Origin of the sequence: Mesorhizobium sp. M7A.F.Ca.US.014.04.1.1, assembly GCF_003998745.1 — a bacterium.
Taxonomy (GTDB): Bacteria; Pseudomonadota; Alphaproteobacteria; order Rhizobiales; family Rhizobiaceae; genus Mesorhizobium; species Mesorhizobium ciceri.
Genome location: NZ_RZRW01000077.1, coordinates 1 through 15129, shown reverse-complemented (window position 1 = coordinate 15129; position 15129 = coordinate 1). Strand labels below are relative to the sequence as shown.

Genomic DNA, 15129 nt, shown 5'->3' with positions numbered 1-15129 from the left:
GCTTCGACCTCGGCGCGCGCGCCGCCGGTCAGCGACACCGCGATTTTCCTGACGCCATCCTTGCCGCCGTCGATGCCACTGACGGAACCGTGCAGCACCGGGAAGCCGCCCTTCGAGGCCAGCGAACGATGCGCCGGCGATATTTCGGGCCGTGCATCGATGACCGCCGCTATCTGCAGGCCGGCACCGAGCGCCGTCTCGACGGTGCGCCAGCCGTCCTCATTGTTGGTGAAAAGTGCGATCCGCTTTGCCGGTGTAGCGGCGTAGCGCGCGACATAGGTGCGCATGGCGGAGGCCATCATCACGCCGGGCGTGTCGTTGCCGGCAAAGACGATCGGCCGTTCGATGGCGCCGGCTGCCACGACGCAGCGCTTCGCCACGATCCGCCACAGGCGCTGGCGCACCTGGTGCTCGGGCGGCGAGGGCAAATGGTCGTTGACCCGCTCAATGGCGCCATAGGTGCCGCCATCGTAGACGCCGAACAGCGTCGTGCGGGTCATGACGCGGACGTCGGGCATACCAGCCAGTTCAGCCAGCGTCCGCGAAATCCACTCGGCCGCAGGTTCGCCGTCGATCATTCCGCCATCCGACAGCAGACGGCCGCCGAGGACAAAATCCTCCTCGCACAGGATGACGCGGGCGCCTGCGCGGCCGGCTGCCAACGCCGCGGCCAGACCAGCCGGGCCGGAGCCGGCGATCAGCACGTCGCAATGCGCCCATGCCTTGTCGTAGTGGTCGGGATCGGCAAGGCCGGCGGCACGGCCAAGGCCTGCGGCGCGGCGGATCGCCGGCTCATAGATCGCTTCCCAGAACTTCGCCGGCCACATGAATGTCTTGTAGTAGAAGCCGGCAACGAAGATCGGCGCGAACAGCTGGTTGACCGACATCACGTCGTGGCGCAGCGACGGCCAACGGTTCTGGCTGGCGGCCTCGAGCCCGTCATAGAGTTCGGCCGTCGTCGCCTTGGTGTTCGGCTCGCGCCGTGCCCCGGTGCGCAGCTCAACCAGCGCATTGGGTTCTTCCGAGCCCGCAGTCAGGATGCCGCGCGGGCGATGGTATTTGAATGAGCGGCCGACCAGCTTGACGCCGTTGGCGATCAGCGCCGAGGCGAGCGTGTCGCCCTGGAAGCCGGAGAAAGCCTTGCCGTCGAAACGGAAGTTCAGCGGTGCCGAGCGGTCGACAAGCCCGCGATTGCCGAGCCGGTGTGTCTGCGCGCCGGCCATCACGCACCAACCTTCGCAGCGCCGGCACCAGCCGCCGGTTCGATGGAGGAAATCTCGTGCGTCAGCGTGTTGCGGGTGACCTTCAGCCAAGCCCGGCAACCACCGCCATGGTACCAATATTCGCTGGTCGCGCCGGCGACATTGTCGCGCAGATAGACATAGTCGAAGACCTCGTCTTCCGAGGCGCCGGCCTCGGGCCGCACCGGCTTGGCGTCGCCGAGATAGGTGAACTCGCCGAGTTCGCGTTCACCGCAGAAAGGACAGGCAATGCGCATTTCTTCTAAACCGCCTTCAATGCAGGTTCGGTTGGGCGCCCTGGCCCTTTTCGTCGATCATGGCGCCAGTTCGGAACCGGTCTAGGCGGAACCGTGCCGCTTCTTCATGCGACTCGTCGCGAGCCAGGAGGTGCGCAAAGACAAAACCGGACCCTGGCGTCGCCTTGAAGCCGCCATAGCACCAGCCCGCGTTGAGATAGAGCCCGTCGACGGGCGTCTTGTCGATGATCGGTGAACCATCCATCGACATGTCCATGATGCCGCCCCACTGGCGCAGCAGGCGCACGCGGCCGATCATCGGCATCAGCGCCATGCCGCCCTCGCAGACGTCTTCCATCACAGGCATGTTGCCGCGCTGGGCGTAGGAATTGTAGCCGTCTATATCGCCGCCGAAGACGAGGCCGCCCTTGTCGGACTGGCTGACGTAGAAATGGCCGGCGCCGAAGGTCATGACGCCCGGGATGAGCGGCTTGATCGCCTCGGAGACGAAGGCCTGCAGCACGTGGCTCTCGATCGGCAGGCGCAGACCGGCCATTGCTGCGACGCGCGACGAGGAGCCGGCGACCGCCATGCCAACCTTTCCGGCGCCGATCTTGCCGCGCGACGTCTCGACGCCGGTCACCTTGCCATTGGCGTCCCTGACAAAACCGGTGACTTCGCAATTCTGGATGATGTCGACGCCGAGTTCGCTCGCCGCATGCGCATAGCCCCAGACCACCGCATCGTGCCGCGCCGTGCCGCCGCGCCGCTGCAACAGCCCGCCTTGCACGGGAAAGCGCGCATTGTCGAAGTTCAGGAACGGGATCATCTTCCTGACGGCAGCGAGGTCGAGCAGTTCGGCGTCGATGCCGTTGATGCGCATAGTGTTGCCGCGCCGCGCATAGGCGTCGCGCTGCGCATCGGAATGGTAGAGGTTGATGACGCCGCGCTGGCTGACCATCGCATTGTAGTTGAGGTCCTGCTCCATCCGCTCCCACAGCTTCATCGACAATTCGTAGAAGCCGGTGTTGCCGGGCAGACCGTAATTGGAGCGGATGATGGTGGTGTTGCGGCCGGCATTGCCGGAGCCGATCCAGCCTTTTTCGAGCACGGCGACATTCTTGATGCCGTACTCGCTGGCGAGGAACCAGGCGGTGGCCAGCCCGTGCCCGCCGCCGCCGATGATCACCACGTCGTAGCGATCCTTCGGCGTGGCGTCGCGCCAGGTGCGCTGCCAGTTCTTGTGGCCGGACAGGGCGGCACGAGCGAGCGAGAAGATCGAATATTTCATCAGTTCATTCCGAGGTCGCTCGCGTCGCGCTGGTGGTCAAATATCCAGCGTGTGGTCGCGCTCCCATTGCGTGAAGTGCGAAGCATAGGAATTCCATTCCTGGTGCTTCAGCTTTAGGTAGGCCGACGAGAAATCCTCACCCAGCGCCGCCTTGAGCGATTTGTCCTTGTCGAACTCGCGCAAGGCGTCGAGCAGGTTGAGCGGCAGTTTTGGCGCGCCCTTTACCGTATGGCCATGCTGGTACATGTCGATGTCGTAGCGCTTGCCAGGATCGGCCTTCGAGCGAATGCCGTCGAGGCCGGCGGCGATGATGACCGCTTGCAGGAGATAGGGATTGGCGGCGCCATCCGGCAGCCGCAGCTCGAAGCGGCCGGGGCCGGGCACCCGCACCATGTGGGTGCGGTTGTTGCCGGTCCAGGTCACCGTGTTCGGTGCCCAGGTCGCGCCCGAAATGGTGCGCGGCGCGTTGATGCGCTTGTAGGAATTCACCGTCGGGTTGGTGATCGCGGCCAGTGCGGAGGCATGTTTCATGATGCCGCCGAGGAAATTCCTGCCCTTGGCCGACAGGCCGAGCTCCATCGAATTGTCGGCGAAGACGTTGGTCTTGCCGGCCTTGTCCCAGACCGAGATATGCGCATGGCAGCCATTGCCGGTCAGGCCCTGGAAGGGCTTCGGCATGAAGGTCGCGCGCAGGCCATGCTTTTCCGCGATCGACTTGACCATGAATTTGAAGAACGAGTGCTTGTCGGCGGTCGCCAGCGCGTCGTCGAAGGCCCAGTTCATCTCGAACTGGCCGTTGGCGTCCTCATGGTCGTTCTGATAGGCGCCCCAGCCGAGCGCCAGCATGTGGTCGCAGATCTCGGCGATGACGTCGTAGCGCCGCATCACCGCTTGCTGGTCGTAGCAGGGTTTTGAGGCCGTGTCGTATTCGTCGGAGATCGTCTTGCCGTCAGGCGAGATCAGGAAGAACTCGGCCTCGACGCCGGTCTTGACATGCATGCCGTCGCTGGCGGCTTCCGCGATCAGCCGCTTCAGTGTGTTGCGCGGCGCCTGGTCGACCTCCTTGTCGTCCATGATGCAGTTGGCCGCCACCCAGGCGACCTCAGGCTTCCACGGCAGCTGGATCACCGAATCCGGATCCGGCACCGCAAGCATGTCGGGATGCGCCGGCGTCAGGTCCAGCCATGTGGCGAAACCGGCAAAGCCGGCGCCGTCCTTCTGCATGTCTGATATCGCCTGCGCCGGCACCAGCTTGGCACGCTGGCCACTGAACAGGTCAGTGTAGGAAATCATGAAATATTTGACGTTTTTCGCCCTTGCGAATTCAGCAAGATCAGTTGCCACGGTAGTTCCCCATTTTTATCGATTGTTGTTCCCGAGTATGCGGGAATCGGCCCTTCGTTGATCAGAAGCCGTTCTTCCCCGGTATCCAGTTGGTGCCGGCCAGCGGCACGCCGGCCATGGCGGCTGCCTCGATCGTCAGCGCGACCAGGTCCTCGGGTTCGAGATTGTGCAGGCTGTTCTTGCCGCACGCGCGGGCGATCGTTTGAGCCTCAAGCGTCATCACCTTGAGGTAGTTCGCCAGCCGGCGCCCGGCAGTCACCGGATCGACCCGCTTCATCAGTTCCGGATCCTGCGTGGTGATGCCGGCGGGGTCGCGCCCCTCGTGCCAATCGTCATAGGCGCCGGCCGTGGTGCCAAGCTCGTTGTACTCCGCCTCCCAGCGCGGATCGTTGTCGCCGAGCGCGACAAGGGCCGCCGTGCCGATCGAGACCGCGTCGACGCCGAGCGCCAGCGCCTTGGCGACATCGGCGCCGTTGCGAATGCCGCCGGAGACGATCAACTGCACCTTGCGGTGCATGCCGAGGTCCTGCAGCGCCTGCACGGCCGGCCTGATGCAGGCAAGCGTCGGCTGGCCGACATTTTCGATGAACACTTCCTGGGTGGCGGCGGTGCCGCCCTGCATGCCGTCGACGACAACGACATCGGCGCCGGCCTTCACGGCAAGCGCCGTGTCATAATAGGGGCGCGCGCCGCCGACCTTGACGTAGATCGGTTTTTCCCAGTCGGTGATTTCGCGCAATTCGAGGATCTTGATCTCGAGATCGTCGGGTCCGGTCCAGTCGGGATGGCGTGAGGCCGAGCGCTGGTCGATGCCTTTCGGCAGCGTGCGCATTTCGGCGACACGATCCGAAATCTTCTGGCCAAGCAGCATGCCGCCGCCACCCGGCTTGGCGCCCTGGCCGACGACGACCTCGATCGCATCGGCGCGGCGCAGATCGCGCAGGTTCATGCCGTAGCGCGACGGCAGATATTGATAGACCAGTTGCTTGGAATGGCCGCGCTCCTCCTCGGTCATGCCGCCGTCGCCCGTCGTGGTCGAGGTGCCCGACAGGGTAGCGCCGCGTCCGAGCGCTTCCTTGGCCGGACCCGACAGCGAGCCGAAGCTCATGCCGGCAATGGTGATCGGAATCTTCAACTCGATCGGCTTCTTGGCATGGCGAGAGCCGAGCACGACCGATGTGTCGCAGCGCTCGCGATAGCCTTCGAGCGGGTAACGCGAGATCGAGGCGCCGAGGAACAGTAGGTCGTCGAAATGCGGCAGCTTGCGCTTGGCGCCGGCGCCACGGATGTCATAGATGCCGGTCGCCGCGGCACGGCGGATCTCGGAAAGCGTGTAGTCGTCGAAGGTCGCGGATTTGCGCGGCGTCGTCGGCGGGTTCCTGTAGGTCATGCTGCCTCAATACGCGTCGGCGTTGTCGATATTGAAATTATAGAGGGTACGCGCCGAGCCGTAGCGCTTGAACTCCGACGGCTTGACGCCGGTGACGCCGGCGCGGTCGAGCAGGCCCTGCAGCAATTCCAGATGCTCGGTCCGCATTTCCTTGGCGATGCAGTCGGCGCCGAGGCTGTCGACCTTGCCGCGCACGAAGAGCCGCGCCTCGTAGATGGAATCGCCGAGCGCATCGCCGGCATCGCCCAACACCACCAGATTGCCTGACTGCGCCATGAAGGCCGACATATGGCCGATATTTCCATGCACGACGATATCGATGCCCTTCATCGAAATGCCGCAGCGCGACGAGGCGTTGCCTTCGATGACCAGCAGGCCGCCCTTGCCGGTGGCGCCGGCATACTGGCTGGCGTCGCCTTTGATGGTGATCGAGCCCGACATCATGTTCTCGCCGACTCCAGGCCCTGCCGAGCCATGCACGGTAATGGTGCTGCCGGAATTCATGCCGCCGCAGTAATAGCCGACGCTGCCGCGCACATCGATGGCAACAGGCTGGTCGACGCCAACGGCCACCGAATGGCTGCCTTTCGGGTTCAGCACTTCCCATGCCGTTTCGTTCGAGCCGGGAGCCAGATTGTGCAGCGCCTGGTTGAGTTCGCGCAGCGACAACTGGTCGAGATCGAAGACCCGAGGGTCGTGTGCCGCGGTTTTTGAAAGCGTGGTTGCCGGCATGAACTCAATGCTCCCAGAAATAGACGGTTGCGGGCTCGGGTTCCCAGACCCTCGCATTGTCTATGCCGGGCAGTTTGGTCAGCGCGCGATATTCCGAGCCGAAGGCGACATATTGGTCGGTTTCGGCCATCACGGCTGGCTTGCAGGCAATCGGATCGCGCACCACGCCAAAGCCGTTCTTGGTGCCGACGACGAAGGTGAAGAAGCCGTCGAGGTCGGAGAGCGTGCCTTCCAGCGCCTCGCCGAGATTCTTGCCATGCGCCATCTGTGACGAGAGATAGGCGGCAGCGACTTCGGTGTCGTTCTCGGTTTCGAAGGTCATGCCTTCGCGGATCAGTTCGCGGCGGACATTGTTGTGGTTCGACAGCGAGCCATTGTGCACCAGGCACTGGTCGGCGCCGGTCGAGAACGGATGCGCGCCCATCGTCGTCACCGCCGATTCCGTCGCCATGCGGGTATGGCCGATGCCATGTGTGCCGGTCATCTTGCGGACATCGAAGCGATCGACGACTGCCTCGGGCAGGCCGACTTCCTTGTAGATCTCGACCACGTCGCCGGCGCCCATGATGCGGATGTCGGGGCGCAGCGCCTGGATGGTTTCGCGCGCTTCATCGATCTTCGCGGGGGTGGTCCTGACGACTGCATGGGTGGATTTCACCGCGATCGTCACCGGCGTGCCGATGGCCTTGGCGAGCTCCGCCTCGAGGCCGCGGAAATCGCGGTCGGGCTTGGCCGACTGGATGGTGATCTTGGCCTCATTCTTGGACGGCGCGCCATAGATGGCGATGCCGGCGCTATCGGGACCGCGATCGCTGAGCGAGATCAGCATCTGCGACAGCATCGCGCCAAGCTGGGGTTCCAGCGACTTGTCCTTCAAAAACAGTCCGACAATTCCACACATGTCAGCCTCCCGACGTTTTGTAGCTAAGAGATCGTTTGCAACTCTGAAAATGATGTATCGAATGAGGTCCGCAAATTCAATCGTATGAAAAAAATATTCCTCTAATTACCTATGCGTCTCAATGCCGCTCTGCCCACTATCGTTGCCTTGCCGGGCGTTGTGAACCCATTTGGCGGTGCGGATGCGGGCGAGCTTGTAGGCGTCCAGGATCGACAAAGCATAGATCAGGAAGCCGCCGGCGTGACGGCCGACGAAGCTGGCATCGGGCGGCGCGATCTTGGCCGTCACCCATGCCAGGATCACCATGAAGAAAAGGAATTGAAGGCCGCGCACCGGCACGCCCAGAATGACGTGCCCGCTTCCCGGCAGCACGATTGCGGCGCCGAGAACCAGATAGGGATTGGCGGGTGCAGTGGCGGAACTGGTCATGCGGCCTGCCGTTCGCTTTTGTTGATCGCGTCGCGAAGCGCCGACACCGACATCAGCAGCCTTTCGATCAGCGCGGGATCGAGTGCGGCGTCGCCGAATTCGGCCTGCCGGAAAACGCCATAGCGCGCCCGCTCGGCTTCGGCCAGAAGCCAGACGATGCGTATACCCTTGGGCGTGATCAGCAGTTCCTTGGCGCGCCCTTCGGAAAAGATCTCGATATGGCTGGCGATCAGGCCTTGCGGAAAGCGCGCCGCCCTGCGGTCGGTGCGCAGCACCGACTCGGCGGGAAATCCCGGAGCCTTGGGCAGCGTATGCTCGAGATGATCGAAATTGGAGAAGGTCGTCGGCGAGCCCGGCCGCATCATCATGTCGAAGGTGGCTGGTACCGCGACCTCTTCGGTGATCGAAACACTGAGCCAGCGCGCCGGCAGTTTGCGCGTCGCCAGCGTATCGACGATGGTGCGCACCTGGACACGTTTGCTGTTCCAGGATCCTTCCCAGGTGATGACGCCGGCGGTGCCATCCGAAACATTGGCAGCATCGGCGATGATTGTGCGGATGCGGTCCTGCTCGACGGCGAGCGCCATCGATGCCCTGCTGCGGCTGGCACGCGCTTGCCAGGCAAGGTGGAGAACGACAACCAGGACAATGGCCCCGGCCAGCAGTGCTGATGTCAGATCGGACATTTTCTCATGCCAGGCCCGCCCGGGATCCGGACGGGCCTACTCCCATCAATAACCCTGCGGCTTTGGCCACGGCATGGTGAACTGGTCGCCGCGCCGCACGAATTTGTAACGGTAGAAGTGGAACCACAGCGAGATCAGGAAGTAGAAGGCGACCATGGCGATCAGCTGCGAGCCGAAGCCGAGGAAGATGGCGAAGAAGGTCACCACGCACAGGCAGAACAGCACCATGGCCGGGATCGGATGGAAGGGGTGGGTGTAGCCTCGGCGGATCGAGCCCAGCGGCCATTTCTTGCGGAACATGATGATGTTGATGCTCATGAACGTGTATTGCAGCACCCCCGACAGGATCGAAAAGGTGATCGCCTGGTTGAGGTCGGCGATGAAGGCGAAGGCCAGCGCGATCGGCAGCAGGAACAGGATCGAGCGATAGGGCGTGCGATATTTCGGATGCACGGCCGAGAACCATGTCGGCAGATAGCGGTCGCGGCCGAGCGAGAACCAGGCGCGCGCCGCATCGTTGATGCAGCCATTGGCCGACGCCAGCGCGGCGAGCAGCGTGGCGACGAACAACAGGTTCTCGAGCAGCGGGCTGCCGGTCAGCTTGCCGGCGTCCCACAGTGGATAGTAGGTGATGCCGAGATATTCCCAGGGCATCAGGGAGGCGCAGACATACCAGGTCATGGCCGCCGCGATCAAAAGCGTGATCATGCCGGCCATGGTGCCGTAAGGCAGCGAGCGGGCCGGGGAGCGCACTTCCTCGGCGGCCTGTGTGGTGCCTTCGATGCCGAGATAGTACCATATGCCGAACTGGAAGGCGGCGATGACGCCGATCCAGCCATAGGGAAGCGCATTGCCTGGGGTGACCAGTTCGTTCAGCTTCAGCACCGCGCCTTGCGTCCACGGGCTGACCGAAAAGAACAGGATGACGATCGAGATATAGGCGATCGCGGTGATGACGAAGTTGACGTTGAGCGTCATCAGCACGCCGCGATAGTTCAGCCACGCCAGCACGACGATGGTCGCGGCGATGAAGGAATTGTGGGTGAGCCCTTCGACGCCGGCCTTGGCGACGATGGTGTCGCCGAGCAGGATGGCGTCGGACACTTCGAGCATCGTGTAGGCAAAGACCAGGAACAGCGCGACGTTGAACGCCATCAGCGGTCCGACGATGTGCTTTGCCTGCGCATACTGGCCGCCAGCGGCGGCCACGGTCGATGTCACCTCGGAATCGATCATCGCGACCGAGGTGTAGAGCAATCCGACGACCCAGCAGACGATGAGCGCGGCCAGCGCGCCACCCTTGTCCGCCGAGAAATTCCAGCCGGTGAATTCGCCGACCAGGACGATGCCGACGCCGAGCGCCCAGACATGGGCCGGTCCGAGCACGCGCAGGAGTGAAACTCTGTCCCCTTGGACAGCCGGGGCAGCCGGTTCAAGTGCGATCGTCATTGTTCAATCCTCACTCAGATCCGGTGTTTTTCGGAAGTGGCTTCCAGTTCGCCTTCGCGCGACGAGGTCAGCACCTCTTCGGAGAAGGTCGTGTCGACCTTGAACCAGTCGTAAAGCATCCACAAAGCGAGCACGATCGAGATGCCCCAGCATGCGTAAGAGAGTGCCACCCACATGATCGTGTCCCCGAATTAAATCGTCCTCAGAACTCTTACTTGTCGTCGAATTTTTCGTTGATGACGTCGCGATATTCGCGGTCGGATGCGCGAAACAGGAAGACGAAATAGCCTATCAGCACCGCAGCCATTATGATCAGCGTCGGCCAGTCGATGACATAATGGAAGCGGTTCTGGATGATGTCGTGCGCGGTCTCGGGCGTGTAGCCGAGCTTTTCCCAGATCGAGGCCATGGTCGGGTTCTGGCCGAGCGCTTCCCACGTCTTGGCGTCGAGCGCGTCGATGGATTTCGCCGCACCGGCGAGGCCCAGTTTCAGCGGCAGCCACAGCGCCACGAAAATGGCGACGACGACGACGGCGATGTCGAAAACCTGCCCGGCCTTGCTCTGCTCCGGCGGCGTGTAGCGGGACATTTCTTCTACCCCTCAGGACTTGCGGTTGCGGAATGCGTCGGCGTTCTTGATGTCGAGCCCGTAGATGAATTCCTTGTCTTCCTTGTAGTGCTTGACCATCGCCAGGATGGCGGCCGTGTTGAAGATCAGCACGGCGGCGGCGGCGATCGCGACCACGGCCTTGATGCCGCTGTGCGGGATGTAGGGCCATGTCATGAGCAGGACGAAGAGGATCGTCGCCCACAGGCAGACGATCAGGAGCGCAGATCCGCGCACGTCGGAGCGGTACAGCGCTTCGATGCGCTGTTGCATGTCTGACATCGGTTTTCCCCTTTTTCCAACGCCAGGCCCCGAATTGGCCGGCCGCTGCCCTCTTTCAAGAGAGTGAAATTTTTTTCATAAATTCAGTCCGAATCCCGCAATTGTCAAGCGCGATTTACGTGAGGTTAACTGTTTGCTTTGCGCGGTGGATTTTGCCTGACAATGAAATTAATTGCTTATGGGTATTGCGGCGTCCTGGCGTTTGCGATCAATATTCGGTCAAAGCTCCCGCCACTGCGCAGGGGGCAGGGAACAGCAGAGCATTATCGAAACGGAGGACGAGCGGATGACGGCATCCTGGAGATTTTCGACCCTGGCGGATCGCCACCGAGCGCTCGGTTCGAAGCTCGAAGACTGGAGCGGCATGGGAACCGCCTGGACCTACGACAAGGATGCCGACGAGGAGTACATCGCCATCCGCACCAAGGCTGGCCTGATGGATGTCTCCGGCCTCAAGAAGGTGCACATCACCGGGCCGCATGCTTCACACCTGATCGACCTGGCGACGACGCGCGACGTCGAAAAGATCTATCCCGGCAAGTCGGCCTATGCCTGCATGCTGAACGAGGCGGGAAAATTCACCGACGATTGCATCCTCTACCGCACCGGCCCCAATGCCTGGATGGTCGTGCATGGTTCGGGCACCGGCCATGAAGAATTGCAGCGGGCGGCTATGGGCCGCGACGTGTCGCTGCGCTTCGACGACAATCTGCACGATCTTTCGCTGCAGGGGCCAACCGCCGTCGACTATCTGGCCAAGCACGTGCCGGGCATTCGCGACCTCAACTATTTCCATCATATGCAGACGCAACTGTTCGGTTTGCCCGTCATGATCTCGCGCACCGGCTACACCGGCGAGCGCGGCTACGAGATCTTCTGCCGCGGCCAGGATGCCGGCACGATCTGGGACAGGATTCTCGACGAGGGCAAGAGCGCCGGCATCATTCCGTGCCGCTTCACCACCCTCGACATGCTGCGGGTGGAAAGCTACTTGCTGTTCTACCCCTACGACAATTCGCAGAAATACCCGTTCGAGAACGAAGGACCCGGCGACACGCTGTGGGAACTCGGCCTCGACTTCACCGTCAGCCCCGGAAAGACCGGCTTTCGCGGCGCCGAGGAGCATTATCGCCTCAAGGGTAAGGAGCGCTTCAAGATCTACGGCGTTCTGCTCGACGGCAAGGAGCCGGCCGATGAGGGTGCGCTGGTCTATCGCGACGGCAAGAAGGTGGGCGTGGTGACCTGCGCCATGTATTCGCCGCTGGTCGAGAAATCGATGGGCATCGCCCGCCTCGACGTCGACTGCGCGGTCAAGGACACCAAGCTCGAAATCCGCAACAGGAGCGGCGCCATCAAGGCCACCGCCCAGCCATTGCCATTCGACGATCCCAAGAAGACCAAGCGCACGGCGAAAGGTTGAGGCATAGTCGACGGCGAGGGGTTCGAGCAATTCCAGGAAAAGTGTGAAACGGTTTTCCGTCCGGAATTGCGTCAAAGCAAAGAGATAGAGCGGTCCGCCGTTTCTATGAAACGGTGAAGCGCTCGAAGGCACGAAGACTTAAATGGCAGCCAAAAGCATCATCAGCCGGCCTGTTTACGGAACCTTGTCTCCGCAGCCCGGCAAGCATCATCTTTTTATCGCGGATGCGGAAGGGGCGCTGGCGATAGCGGAGATGGCCGGGAGGGCGCCGCCCGGGTTTTTCGACGACGCCGACATCGTCTTCATTCCCGGGCCTGACGGCAAACACACCGCAGCCCTCGAAGCGCTGAGACCGGTGCAGTTTCATCTGTCGCCATCCTTCGCCAGCCTGCTGCCACGGCTTAGGCAGACACTGGCAAATGCGCATATGGGCCTGCGCCTCTATCTCGCCGGCACTGAGGGCCTGATCGGCCAGGCGATGCAGGTGGCGCTTGAAGCCGGCATCGACCACACTTCGATCCAGACCGAGCACCGCGGTTCGCTGGCGCGGCGCATGCAATGCGTCCACTGCAAGGGCATCACCGAGAATGTGACGACGCAGCCGGCGACCTGCGCGCATTGCGGCCTGCTGCTTCTGGTGCGCGATCATTATTCCAGGCGCATCGCGGCGTTCCAGGGCGTCTGCATCAACGCCGAGGATCGCAGCGAGATTCCTCCGATGGAGGAGGTTTTCCGATGAGCGCCGGAACAACAAAACTCGATGTCGTGGTCAGCGACGTCGTCCCGGTCAACGACCTCGTCACCCGCTTCCATTTCCGCCGGCGCGACGGCGAGTTGCTGCCGACCTTTTCCGGCGGCGCCCATGTCGTGGTCGAGATGCGCGACGGCGAACGCACCAGGCTCAACCCCTATTCGCTGATGGGCTCGCCGCTCGACACGCGCGAATACACGATCTCGGTGCGCCGCGACGATGTCGGCCGCGGCGGCTCGCTGTTCATGCACCGGAACGTCAAGCCCGGCATGGAGATGGTGGTCAGCTATCCCGTCAATCTGTTCTCGCTCGACCTGCGCGCCAAAAAACATCTGATGCTGGCCGGCGGCATCGGCATCACGCCGTTCATGGCGCAGACCGCTCAGCTTGCGGCGGAAGGCGGCAATTTCGAACTGCACTACACCTGCCGCACCGCATCGCTCGGCACCTATGCCGATGTGCTGCGCGAGCGCTACGACCGACGGGTCAGGCTCTATCATGACGACCTTGACGAGCGCATCGAACTCGACCGGCTGCTGTCGACGCAGCCGCTCGGCACGCATCTCTATGTCTGCGGCCCGGCCGGCATGATCAACTGGGTGCGTGATCGCGCGGCAAGCCTCGGTTGGCCATCGGAAACCGTGCATTTCGAGCATTTCGCGGCCCCCCAGCCTGGCCTGCCTTTCGACGTGACGCTTGCCGTCAGCGGCAAGACGATCCGCGTCGATGAGCAGCAGAGCCTGCTGGAAGCGATCGAAGCGGCCGGCGTCGATCCGCCCTATCTCTGCCGCGGCGGCGTCTGCGGCCAGTGCGAAACCAACGTCATCTCTTGCGACGGCAAGTTCATCCACAACGACCACTGGCTGAGCGAGGAAGAGCACCGTTCGGGCAAGAAGATCATGCCGTGCGTGTCGCGCTTCGAGGGCCGGTCGCTGGTCCTGGAGCGCTAGGAGGAAATCATGGGCATCACCTTTCGCAAGGAAACGTTCCGCGACGACTTCACCTTCAGGAACAGCCCTGAGCACATCAGGCGCTTCCCGTTCCCTTTCCACGAAGACGCCTACATGTATGCGGTCAACATCGAGCCGCATGTCGTCGGGCCGAAAGGCAGCGTGCTGGAAAACCTGATCGACGTCGACGAGCACTATGTCGCCGAGATGCAGGACCGGGCGCTGGTGCTGGCCGAGGACCCGCTGCGCTGCCAGTCGCTGCCGCACATGACGCTGGCCGGCTGGGACCTGCTGGAACTGCTGATGGAGCAGCAGGCGCTGGGCTATCCCGAACATTTCACACTGACCCGCGACGGCGACCGCTGGCGCTGGATCAACCGGCCGCTCGGCATCGACGACACCTTCACCTTCGGCGACACCTCGACGCTGCCTTACGGCCCGATGGAGTACATCACCCGCCAGAGCCAGGGCGACTTCTGCATCCTCGACCAGCGCGACGGCAATCTGTGGATGGATGCCGGCATGGTCACCACCCAAGCCGACTGGTCGCTCGATTTCGACATCGGCATGAACTTTTTCGAATGGCACGCGCCGGTGCCGCTGGCGCATGAGAAGGGGATTTTTGTCAGGGCGCTGAAATTCCTCACCAACATCCAGCAAGGCAAGCCGGCCAGGCGCCTGAACTGGACGATGACCATCAATCCGCGCCTCGACACCAGCCCCGAAAACTATCACAAATGGGGTCCGGACCGGGCTACGGTGACGCCGGAGAATGTCGGCGACAAAGTGCATCTGCGCGTCGAGCTGCAGAGTTTTTGGCGCCTGCCGCGCTCGAACGGCATCGTCTTTCCGATCCGCTGCTATCTGATCAAGATGGATGAGCTGGTGACGCAACCAAAATGGGCCCGGCGCCTGCACCGTGTCATCCGCGACCTGCCCGACGAACTCGGCAACTACAAGGGCCTGACCCGATATAGGTCAACGTTGGTCGAGTGGCTGTCGAAGCTCGACGACGGCAGCCCGACGAGCCCTGGGTTCGGGCCGGATTGAGCGACGCCCGCGAAGCTGCCGATCTCCCCCTCGTGGGGGGAGATCGAGTCCCGCTCAACCCGCGCTCTGCGGATAGCAGATAATCGACAAATACCGCATCGGCAGTTTCGTCAGCTGTTCCGGCCCGTGCGGCGCGTCGGCGTCGAAGAACAGGCTGTCGCCGGGCTTCATCGGGTAGAGATTGCTGCCGTGCCGGTAAACGACCTCGCCCTCGAGCATATAGAGGAATTCCATGCCCTCATGCTGGAAGGTCGGAAACACGTCGGAATCCTCGGTCAGCGTGATCAAATAGGGCTCGACGACGACGCCGCTGGTGTTGGAGCCGATATGGCCGAGCAGATTGTACTGGTGACCGGCGCGCGTGCCGCGG

At 62.7% G+C, this 15129-nt stretch carries 18 protein-coding genes; 4 read left to right on the top strand and 14 right to left on the bottom strand.

Annotation, left to right across the window (positions count from 1 at the left end; translation table 11 throughout):
- The 13 genes from EOA22_RS08020 to EOA22_RS07960 all read right to left on the bottom strand — a co-directional run.
- A partial coding sequence (locus EOA22_RS08020; protein WP_127389913.1) for a 2Fe-2S iron-sulfur cluster-binding protein occupies window positions 1–1223 on the bottom strand: 1223 nt, incomplete at its 3' end.
- Window positions 1223–1498, bottom strand: coding sequence for a sarcosine oxidase subunit delta family protein (locus EOA22_RS08015; RefSeq protein ID WP_024502588.1), 276 nt, complete (start codon window positions 1496–1498; stop codon window positions 1223–1225). The genes EOA22_RS08015 and EOA22_RS08020, both read right to left, overlap by 1 nt.
- 16 nt (window positions 1499–1514) lie before the next feature.
- Complete coding sequence (locus tag EOA22_RS08010) at window positions 1515–2768, bottom strand: sarcosine oxidase subunit beta family protein (RefSeq protein WP_013532907.1); 1254 nt, start codon at window positions 2766–2768, stop codon at window positions 1515–1517.
- A 36-nt stretch (window positions 2769–2804) separates the two neighbouring features.
- Window positions 2805–4112, bottom strand: coding sequence for a type III glutamate--ammonia ligase (gene glnT / locus EOA22_RS08005; protein ID WP_063167614.1), 1308 nt, complete (start codon window positions 4110–4112; stop codon window positions 2805–2807).
- A gap of 61 nt (window positions 4113–4173) precedes the next feature.
- The gene (locus EOA22_RS08000) at window positions 4174–5502 is read right to left on the bottom strand and encodes an FMN-binding glutamate synthase family protein (RefSeq protein ID WP_063167615.1); all 1329 of its coding nucleotides are present in this window, start codon (window positions 5500–5502) and stop codon (window positions 4174–4176) included.
- A gap of 6 nt (window positions 5503–5508) precedes the next feature.
- Window positions 5509–6234: a GXGXG domain-containing protein gene (locus EOA22_RS07995; protein ID WP_013532905.1), complete on the bottom strand. Its 726-nt coding sequence runs from the start codon at window positions 6232–6234 to the stop codon at window positions 5509–5511.
- Window positions 6235–6238: 4 nt separating this feature from the next.
- Complete coding sequence (locus EOA22_RS07990; RefSeq protein ID WP_063167616.1) at window positions 6239–7135, bottom strand: glutamine amidotransferase family protein; 897 nt, start codon at window positions 7133–7135, stop codon at window positions 6239–6241.
- A gap of 105 nt (window positions 7136–7240) precedes the next feature.
- Window positions 7241–7564: a hypothetical protein gene (locus EOA22_RS07985; RefSeq protein ID WP_063167617.1), complete on the bottom strand. Its 324-nt coding sequence runs from the start codon at window positions 7562–7564 to the stop codon at window positions 7241–7243.
- A complete protein-coding gene (locus tag EOA22_RS07980) occupies window positions 7561–8250 on the bottom strand; it encodes a hypothetical protein (RefSeq protein WP_024502593.1) in 690 nt (229 codons plus the stop codon). Before EOA22_RS07980 ends, EOA22_RS07985 begins: the two co-directional genes overlap by 4 nt.
- Window positions 8251–8295: 45 nt before the next feature.
- Entirely contained in the window at window positions 8296–9699 is a 1404-nt protein-coding gene (locus EOA22_RS07975) for an amino acid permease (RefSeq protein ID WP_024502594.1), read from the bottom strand.
- A gap of 14 nt (window positions 9700–9713) precedes the next feature.
- Window positions 9714–9875 (bottom strand): hypothetical protein, encoded by a 162-nt coding sequence (locus EOA22_RS07970; protein ID WP_013532900.1) that lies wholly within the window; start codon window positions 9873–9875, stop codon window positions 9714–9716.
- 35 nt (window positions 9876–9910) lie between these two features.
- Window positions 9911–10288 (bottom strand): hypothetical protein, encoded by a 378-nt coding sequence (locus EOA22_RS07965; RefSeq protein ID WP_013532899.1) that lies wholly within the window; start codon window positions 10286–10288, stop codon window positions 9911–9913.
- A gap of 12 nt (window positions 10289–10300) precedes the next feature.
- Window positions 10301–10588 carry a hypothetical protein gene (locus EOA22_RS07960; RefSeq protein WP_013532898.1) on the bottom strand — a complete coding sequence of 96 codons (288 nt, stop codon included), beginning with the start codon at window positions 10586–10588 and terminating at the stop codon, window positions 10301–10303.
- Window positions 10589–10874: 286 nt separating this feature from the next.
- On the opposite strand from EOA22_RS07960, the gene EOA22_RS07955 reads away from it, so the two are divergent.
- From EOA22_RS07955 to EOA22_RS07940, 4 genes are all read left to right on the top strand, one after another.
- The gene (locus EOA22_RS07955; protein ID WP_063167618.1) at window positions 10875–12008 is read left to right on the top strand and encodes an aminomethyltransferase family protein; all 1134 of its coding nucleotides are present in this window, start codon (window positions 10875–10877) and stop codon (window positions 12006–12008) included.
- A 142-nt stretch (window positions 12009–12150) separates the two neighbouring features.
- The gene (locus EOA22_RS07950) at window positions 12151–12747 is read left to right on the top strand and encodes a dimethylamine monooxygenase subunit DmmA family protein (RefSeq protein ID WP_063167619.1); all 597 of its coding nucleotides are present in this window, start codon (window positions 12151–12153) and stop codon (window positions 12745–12747) included.
- A complete protein-coding gene (locus tag EOA22_RS07945) occupies window positions 12744–13709 on the top strand; it encodes a PDR/VanB family oxidoreductase (RefSeq protein ID WP_063167620.1) in 966 nt (321 codons plus the stop codon). Before EOA22_RS07950 ends, EOA22_RS07945 begins: the two co-directional genes overlap by 4 nt.
- Window positions 13710–13718: 9 nt before the next feature.
- Window positions 13719–14759 (top strand): DUF3445 domain-containing protein, encoded by a 1041-nt coding sequence (locus tag EOA22_RS07940; RefSeq protein ID WP_063167621.1) that lies wholly within the window; start codon window positions 13719–13721, stop codon window positions 14757–14759.
- 54 nt (window positions 14760–14813) lie between these two features.
- Here EOA22_RS07940 and EOA22_RS07935 read toward each other — a convergent pair.
- The coding region (locus tag EOA22_RS07935) for a cupin domain-containing protein (protein WP_164755314.1) at window positions 14814–15129 on the bottom strand (316 nt) is incomplete at its 5' end.

Bases quoted from the DNA above. Each gene is read 5' to 3' on its own strand.
- EOA22_RS07985 (WP_063167617.1), bottom strand. From the start codon at position 7,564: ATGACCAGTTCCGCCACTGCACCCGCCAATCCCTATCTGGTTCTCGGC.
- EOA22_RS08000 (WP_063167615.1), bottom strand. From the start codon at position 5,502: ATGACCTACAGGAACCCGCCGACGACGCCGCGCAAATCCGCGACCTTC.
- EOA22_RS07945 (WP_063167620.1), top strand. From the start codon at position 12,744: ATGAGCGCCGGAACAACAAAACTCGATGTCGTGGTCAGCGACGTCGTC.
- EOA22_RS08010 (WP_013532907.1), bottom strand. From the start codon at position 2,768: ATGAAATATTCGATCTTCTCGCTCGCTCGTGCCGCCCTGTCCGGCCAC.
- EOA22_RS08015 (WP_024502588.1), bottom strand. From the start codon at position 1,498: ATGCGCATTGCCTGTCCTTTCTGCGGTGAACGCGAACTCGGCGAGTTC.
- EOA22_RS07965 (WP_013532899.1), bottom strand. From the start codon at position 10,288: ATGTCCCGCTACACGCCGCCGGAGCAGAGCAAGGCCGGGCAGGTTTTC.
- EOA22_RS07970 (WP_013532900.1), bottom strand. From the start codon at position 9,875: ATGTGGGTGGCACTCTCTTACGCATGCTGGGGCATCTCGATCGTGCTC.
- EOA22_RS07990 (WP_063167616.1), bottom strand. From the start codon at position 7,135: ATGTGTGGAATTGTCGGACTGTTTTTGAAGGACAAGTCGCTGGAACCC.
- EOA22_RS07960 (WP_013532898.1), bottom strand. From the start codon at position 10,588: ATGTCAGACATGCAACAGCGCATCGAAGCGCTGTACCGCTCCGACGTG.
- EOA22_RS07995 (WP_013532905.1), bottom strand. From the start codon at position 6,234: ATGCCGGCAACCACGCTTTCAAAAACCGCGGCACACGACCCTCGGGTC.
- EOA22_RS07980 (WP_024502593.1), bottom strand. From the start codon at position 8,250: ATGTCCGATCTGACATCAGCACTGCTGGCCGGGGCCATTGTCCTGGTT.
- EOA22_RS07975 (WP_024502594.1), bottom strand. From the start codon at position 9,699: ATGACGATCGCACTTGAACCGGCTGCCCCGGCTGTCCAAGGGGACAGA.
- EOA22_RS07950 (WP_063167619.1), top strand. From the start codon at position 12,151: ATGGCAGCCAAAAGCATCATCAGCCGGCCTGTTTACGGAACCTTGTCT.
- EOA22_RS07955 (WP_063167618.1), top strand. From the start codon at position 10,875: ATGACGGCATCCTGGAGATTTTCGACCCTGGCGGATCGCCACCGAGCG.
- EOA22_RS07940 (WP_063167621.1), top strand. From the start codon at position 13,719: ATGGGCATCACCTTTCGCAAGGAAACGTTCCGCGACGACTTCACCTTC.